This is a genomic window from Kaistella sp., assembly GCF_032060305.1.
Taxonomy (GTDB): Bacteria; Bacteroidota; Bacteroidia; order Flavobacteriales; family Weeksellaceae; genus Kaistella; species Kaistella yananensis.
In genome coordinates, this window is sequence record NZ_DAMBHK010000004.1 from 44,681 (window position 1) to 50,951 (window position 6,271).

At 37.6% G+C, this 6,271-nt stretch carries 6 protein-coding genes; 1 reads left to right on the forward strand and 5 read right to left on the reverse strand.

Annotated features, from left to right (window positions below):
• The 3 genes from V5N63_RS01190 to era form a co-directional block, all read right to left on the reverse strand.
• A partial coding sequence (locus V5N63_RS01190; protein ID WP_332032266.1) for an alpha/beta hydrolase family protein occupies positions 1-2,336 on the reverse strand: 2,336 nt, incomplete at its 3' end.
• A 76-nt stretch (positions 2,337-2,412) separates the two neighbouring features.
• Positions 2,413-2,841 (reverse strand): DoxX family protein, encoded by a 429-nt coding sequence (locus tag V5N63_RS01195; protein ID WP_332032268.1) that lies wholly within the window; start codon positions 2,839-2,841, stop codon positions 2,413-2,415.
• Positions 2,842-2,903: 62 nt separating this feature from the next.
• Positions 2,904-3,779 carry a GTPase Era gene (era, locus tag V5N63_RS01200; RefSeq protein ID WP_088469171.1) on the reverse strand — a complete coding sequence of 292 codons (876 nt, stop codon included), beginning with the start codon at positions 3,777-3,779 and terminating at the stop codon, positions 2,904-2,906.
• Positions 3,780-3,930: 151 nt separating this feature from the next.
• On the opposite strand from era, the gene V5N63_RS01205 reads away from it, so the two are divergent.
• A complete protein-coding gene (locus V5N63_RS01205; protein WP_332032270.1) occupies positions 3,931-4,608 on the forward strand; it encodes a T9SS type A sorting domain-containing protein in 678 nt (225 codons plus the stop codon).
• A gap of 5 nt (positions 4,609-4,613) precedes the next feature.
• Here the strand turns inward: V5N63_RS01205 and V5N63_RS01210 are convergent, their stop codons facing one another.
• Together V5N63_RS01210 and map are read right to left on the reverse strand one after the other, a co-directional pair.
• Positions 4,614-5,381, reverse strand: a complete 768-nt coding sequence (locus V5N63_RS01210; RefSeq protein WP_332032272.1) for a class I SAM-dependent methyltransferase — start codon at positions 5,379-5,381, stop codon at positions 4,614-4,616.
• Positions 5,381-6,190, reverse strand: coding sequence for a type I methionyl aminopeptidase (gene map, locus V5N63_RS01215; RefSeq protein ID WP_265144446.1), 810 nt, complete (start codon positions 6,188-6,190; stop codon positions 5,381-5,383). The genes V5N63_RS01210 and map overlap by 1 nt, the downstream gene beginning before the upstream one ends.
• Between the last annotated feature and the right edge of the window lie 81 nt (positions 6,191-6,271).

Sequence of the window (6,271 nt, forward strand, 5' to 3'; positions counted from 1 at the left end):
GCTGCATACCCATGAGATTCTTTTGGCAAAAGTACCATTCTTACCGGTGCACCAAGATTTTTCAGTGCCTGGAAATACCTTTCCGTTTGCAAAGTAAATGTTCCCGGATTATTATCAGCTTCACCGTGAATCAGCAACATTGGCGTTTTCATCTTGTCAGCATTCATAAATGGCGACATGGTGTTGTAAACTTCCGGTACATCCCAATAATTTCTTTGCTCAGACTGGAATCCAAACGGCGTAAGTGTTCTGTTATAAGCCCCGCTTCTGGCAATTCCACAAGCATAATCTTTAGAATGCGTCAACAAGTTTGCAGTCATAAATGCGCCGTAAGAATGTCCGCCAACTGCAACTTTGGATCTGTCGATATAGCCTAATTTATCTACGGCATCAATGGCTGCCTTACCGTTGGCAACCAACTGAGGCAAAAATGTATCGTTCGGTTCTGCTTTTCCTTCACCAATAATGGGGAAAGCAGCATCATCCAAAACCGCGTAACCTTTGTTTACCCAATAAATAAACGAACCGTAACTTGGGAAAGTAAAATCGTTAGGATTTTGGGTGTTTTGTCCTGCGGTATTTTTGTCTTTGTATTCTGTAGGATAAGCCCAAATTAGCAGAGGTAATTTTTCTTTCGGGTTTTTTCTGTCGAAGTTTGCAGGCAGATAAAGCGTTCCGGTAAGTTCTACTCCATCATTTCTTTTGTATTTAATTACCTCTTTGTATACATTTTTAATGCTTTCAAAAGGATTTGCGAAATGAGTTACCGCAGTTCCCTTTCCGTTTTTAATATTTCTGATAGAATAATTTGGATATTGGTTGGATGACTGTTCTACCACAAGAACATTTCCGGATTTCGCATCTAAAATATCGATGATATTTTCTTTGGAATTCTTCAGTTTCGAGGTGTAAATTCTCTTTTTCGATGAAGAACTCATATCTACTTCATCAATAAAAGGAAACTGGCCGTCTTTTGTAAATCCTTCGCCTACAAGATACGCTTTGTTGTTTTTGGTATCAATAACCGTTCTTCCGTATTGGTTTTTTGTGGTATTAAAGTTACCAGGATCACTGTAAACATCCTGATAATTGCGGTCGTCAATGATTTTTGAACTGTTATTCTTTAAATTGATGAGATAAGATTTGGTATTTCTCGTATCATACCAACTGTCGGAAATAATGGCGAAATCTCCATTTGACCAATCGATACCGCTGAAACGCTGTTTGGTTTTAAAAAAAGATTTCGGTGTATTGTTGAAAGGTGCTTCCCAAAGGAAAATCTCGTCGCGGTAATCTACATTTTTAGATTGGTCGCCTCCATCTAATGCTTCTGCATATACTAAAGTTGCAGGCTGATCGTCTCTCCAGCTCATATTTCTTTTTCCGGTTCTTACCGAAGAAAATCCTTTAGGCATAATTTCAGTGAGCGGAATTTCATTTACAGTTTTCACTGAATTTCCGTCTTTATCGAAAACTGTAGAAGTCATCGGGAAACGGCTCAGCGGAACGATATAAGAATAAGGTCGCTGGATGGTCGTGAGCATCAAGTAGCTTCCGTCCGGTGAAAAACTCATCCCTGAATAAATTGCTGCCGGCTTGAAAGGCTGCTGGTTCCCGTTAAGCGAAACTTTTACAAGTTCTGCTTTGGCTAAAGTTTCGAAATTGGCTTCATCCTGTGGATTTTTAAGCAAATCCTGATAGGTTCTGTTTTGGGATACTTTTCCGTCAGCGTTAGAAACCGTAGGTCCGGCCGGAAGCATTTTTTTATCATCAATCAGCGCACTTCTGTTGGCAGGAATCTGCTTTACCAAAAGTGTTTCCGAATCTTTCATCCAAACATACGGAGTGCCTAAATTGGCATTCAGATGATCGCCTGTAAGTTTTTTTGCGGTAGCAGTGGCCAGATCAAGTATCCAAAGTTCTACTCCTTTGGCTGTGGTGTTGGTAAATGCAAGTTTCTTTTCGTCTGGTGAAAAGCTGGTGTAAGCAATTTTAGCGTTCGACGGAAGCCCTTTAACCTGAATTTCGTTTTTGTCTTTTAACTTTCTAATTTTTAAGTTATTAACGTATGTTATCGTACTCGAAATATTGGTCACAGGATTTACCCGTAAACCTGCAAGGCGCATTTCTTCCTGATTAAGATCATCAAGAGATTTGTACGTTGGGCGGTAAGAAAAAATGAGCCATTCCTTTTTACTGTCCATCATTACACTTGGTGCCCGCTGGAAATCTGCAAGCTGAAGAATTTCAGCAGAAGGCTGCTGGTAGGTTATGCTCTCCTGCGCAAAAGTAAATCCTGCGTAGAGAAGGGCAACTAATGTTAGTTTAATTCTCATAAATAGTAGATTTTGTTTTATAAAAAAATGCAGAAACTTGCGTTAATGCATTTGTAATTTTCAATGTAAGCTGATGTTACCAATTGTTTTCTTTCCTTCTGCCAATCATGTAATCGACCGAGAATTTCCCCGGACCGAAAGCAAAAAGCATGAGATAAACAGAGAGATATAGCAAACTGGTTTCTTTTTTCTGGAAAGGATCTCCGCCGTGTACAATAAGTCCGGCAACAGCCATTGTAATAATCAGAAAGAATACTGCAAACCTCGTAAAAAGGCCGAGGATGATAAAAATAGAACACACAAATTCAGCAAAAACCGCTAAGGTGAGCGATGTTTTAGCACTCAGACCCATAAAACTGAAAAACTGAATTTCTTCACCTGAAAGCAGGTCCTGCAATTTAGGAAAACCATGCGACAGCATTGCAAAACCAACAAAAATTCTAATAACAAGAAGAACAAGATCTATAATTAAAGGATTGCTTTTCGTTGAAGTAAAATAATTCATGTATCAATTTTTACCAAAAATAAGAAAATCCTTTGTAAAACGCAATGGCTGGGCTTTTTTGTTTATCGATATCCGAAATTCTTTAAATCCCTTTCATTTTTCCGCCAGTCTTTTTTCACTTTTACAAAAAGATTCAGATGTATTTTTTTGGCGAAGAATTTTTCCAGATCAAGTCGCGCTTCTGTTCCAACTTTCTTAATGGCTTCACCTTTATGACCGATAATAATTCCTTTTTGGGTGTCTCTTTCAACATAAATAATGGAATCGATGAAGATAATTCCTTCTTTTTCCTTAAACATTTCGGTAACAACTTCTACAGAATAAGGAATTTCTTTCTCGTAATTCAACAGGATTTTTTCGCGGATTGCTTCGTTAACGAAGAATCTTTCAGGCTTATCGGTATAAAGGTCTTTATCGTAATATGGTGGATTTTCCGGAAGCAAAGATTTCAGTTTTGGTAAGATTACATCGGTATTGAAACCTTTTAAAGCAGAAATAGGAAGAATTTCAGCCTTTGGAATTCTTTCGTGCCACTGCTCCATTGCTTTTTCAAGATCTTCCTGGTTGGATTCGTCAATTTTATTGATCAGAATAAGAACCGGAACCGGAATTTTATTGAGTTTTTCTACCAAAAATTCGAAAGGTTCAGTTTTATCTAAAATATCAACAATAAACAAGAAAACATCCGCATCCTGAAGAGAATCCTTCACAAAATCCATCATTTTTTCCTGTAAACCGTACTTCGGATCTAAAACTCCCGGCGTATCAGAAAATACAATCTGTAAATCTTCTTCGTTGTACATCCCGAAAATCCTGTGTCTTGTGGTTTGTGCTTTCTGGGTTACGATTGCGAGTTTTTCGCCCATCAGTTTATTGAGAAGTGTCGATTTCCCGACATTGGGTTTCCCAACGATATTTACGAATCCTGCCTTGTGCATTATTTCTTTTTTTGAATAATTAAATAATATTGATCCGCATAATTTGTGAATCCCTGCAAAGATAGTGAAACATTGTTTGACCATTAAAGTTACAAAAGGATTTTTATCGCTTTGCAGTAAATGTCAGAAAAACTATCTTTGAAAGAAAACTATGAAACAATTTCTATTTTTTTTATTTATCGGGAATTTTTTCTCCGCTCAGAATTCCGATTTACTTCATACAAATTGGAAGATTACAAAAATGGTAAGTGAAGTTCAACCCGATCAGTTCCCTCCATCCATGCCCTATCAACAGGTTACCAATTTTTCAGCTACAGATCCACAACTCAATTTGTCTTTTTTCAATACCGTCTCAGCAAATTTATCGTTTATTGGACAGGATGTGTTTACGGTAAATAGTAAAGCTTGCACATTAGCAGATTATTGGGGTGATAATGGAGAAGTTAATCAATTTTTTGCCTCTTTATGCGCTTTTTTCGAGATTGGGCATAGTTATCATTATTACCTTGGAAATACTGGCAATGAAAAAACATTAGTTATTCACAATTCGATATTTGAAGAGATCCATTTTATATCCACCAATCTTGCAACTACAGAAAATAAATTATCCCAATATGCAATTGCTCCAAATCCGGTAACCACGATTTTGACTGTTCAAAATTCAGTGGGAATAAATTCTGTCCAATTGTTTGACGTGTCAGGAAAATTAGTTTATGAATTAAAAAAGGAGAATGCCAAAACCTTGGATATTGATATGCGAAATTTTAAAACCGGAACTTATTTTATCAAATTAAATAATGATAAAACTTTTAAGATTATTAAAGAATAATTTGATTATGTTTTGAAAACCACCGGAAGGATTTCATTTTCAATAAGACCAAATTTTTTTCGGTCTTGCTCGGAAAATTTTCTTGAATAAAAATTTATATCAGTTTGAAAACCAACGCTTTTTAGTCTTTCAAAATAATCCATTCCGTACCAGCGAACGTGGTCGTACTGCCCGAAATGTTTCTGTTTTTCTTTAGGATCTTTAATACTGAAATCTTCGTAGGTTTTTTCTAAAGAATTCTTCATCGGCACCTGAAAAATTCCCCATCCGCCTTTTCTCATTACGCGATACAACTCGCTCATCGCCTTTCTGTCGTCTTCAATATGCTCCAAAACGTGATTGCAAAAAATGATGTCAAAGCTTTCATCTTCAAACGGAAGATCTAGAATATCAGCTTTCACATCAACAATGGGAGAAAATAAATCTGCCGAAGTATAATCCAGATTTTTCATTTTTTTAAATTTCCTTAGAAATTCCTGTTCCGGCGCAATGTGAAGAACTTTATAATTTTTGGTAAAAAAATCGGTTTCATTTTTCAGATAAAGCCACATTTGGCGGTGTCTTTCGAGGCTTAAAGTTCCCGGAGAAAGTGCATTTTCGCGCTGTCTGCCGTATCCGTAAGGTAAAAATTTACGGTAAGATTTGCCGTCAATCGGATCGGTGAATTTATTGCCTTTAAACAACTGATAAATCAACGGCCGAAGAAAAATGCTTAAGTTAATAAGCATTGGTCTTGGGATTTTGTTTAAAAGGAATTTGGCGATTTTTTTCATTAAAAATCCAGCGTAAATGGTTTTTCTTCGTCGCTTACAATTCCCAGCGCTTCATAAATATAGCTGAATGTTGAAAGCAAAACGGGTTTGCCATTAATAATACAGACATCATGTTCGAAATGCGCAGAAGGTGAATTGTCGAGAGAAGTCACTGTCCAGCCGTCATCGTGAAACTTCACTTTCTCGGTTCCTAAATTTACCATAGGTTCGATGGCGAGTACAATTCCGTCTTTTAAAACTTTTCCGCTGCCTTTTCTGCCGTAATTCGGTACCTGAGGATCTTCGTGCATTTTTCTGCCCAAACCGTGCCCAACCAATTCGCGCACAACACCATAACCGTGTTTTTCACAATGTTCCTGAATGGCATTGGAGATATCTCCTACTCTTTTTCCGCGGACGCACTGTGCAATGCCTTTGTATAAAGATTCTTTGGTAACCTTCAGCAGTTTTTTGGTCTCTGGAGCTACTTCGCCCACCTCGAATGAATAGGCATGGTCGCCATAAAAACCATTCATATACACACCACAATCTACTGAAAGGATGTCGCCTTCCACCAAAGGTTTGTCGTTCGGAATGCCGTGTACTACTTCTGCGTTAGGCGAAATACAAAGGTTTTTTGGGAAACCGTACATTCCTAAAAATGCAGGTTCGCCACCATGATCGCGGATGAATTCGCCACCAAGTTTATCCAAATGGTTGGTTGTAGCGCCGGGTTTTATTTCTTTGGCAAGCATTCCTAAAGTTTTGGAAACGAGTTGTGCACTTTCGCGCATCAGCCTCAGCTCGTCGAGTGTCTTTAATATAATCATAGGAAATAACTTTTACCAGAAAAGTCCTTTTTTCTTGTCTTTTTTCATTTTAGAATAGGCTAAAACTTCTGAGCCTTCAAC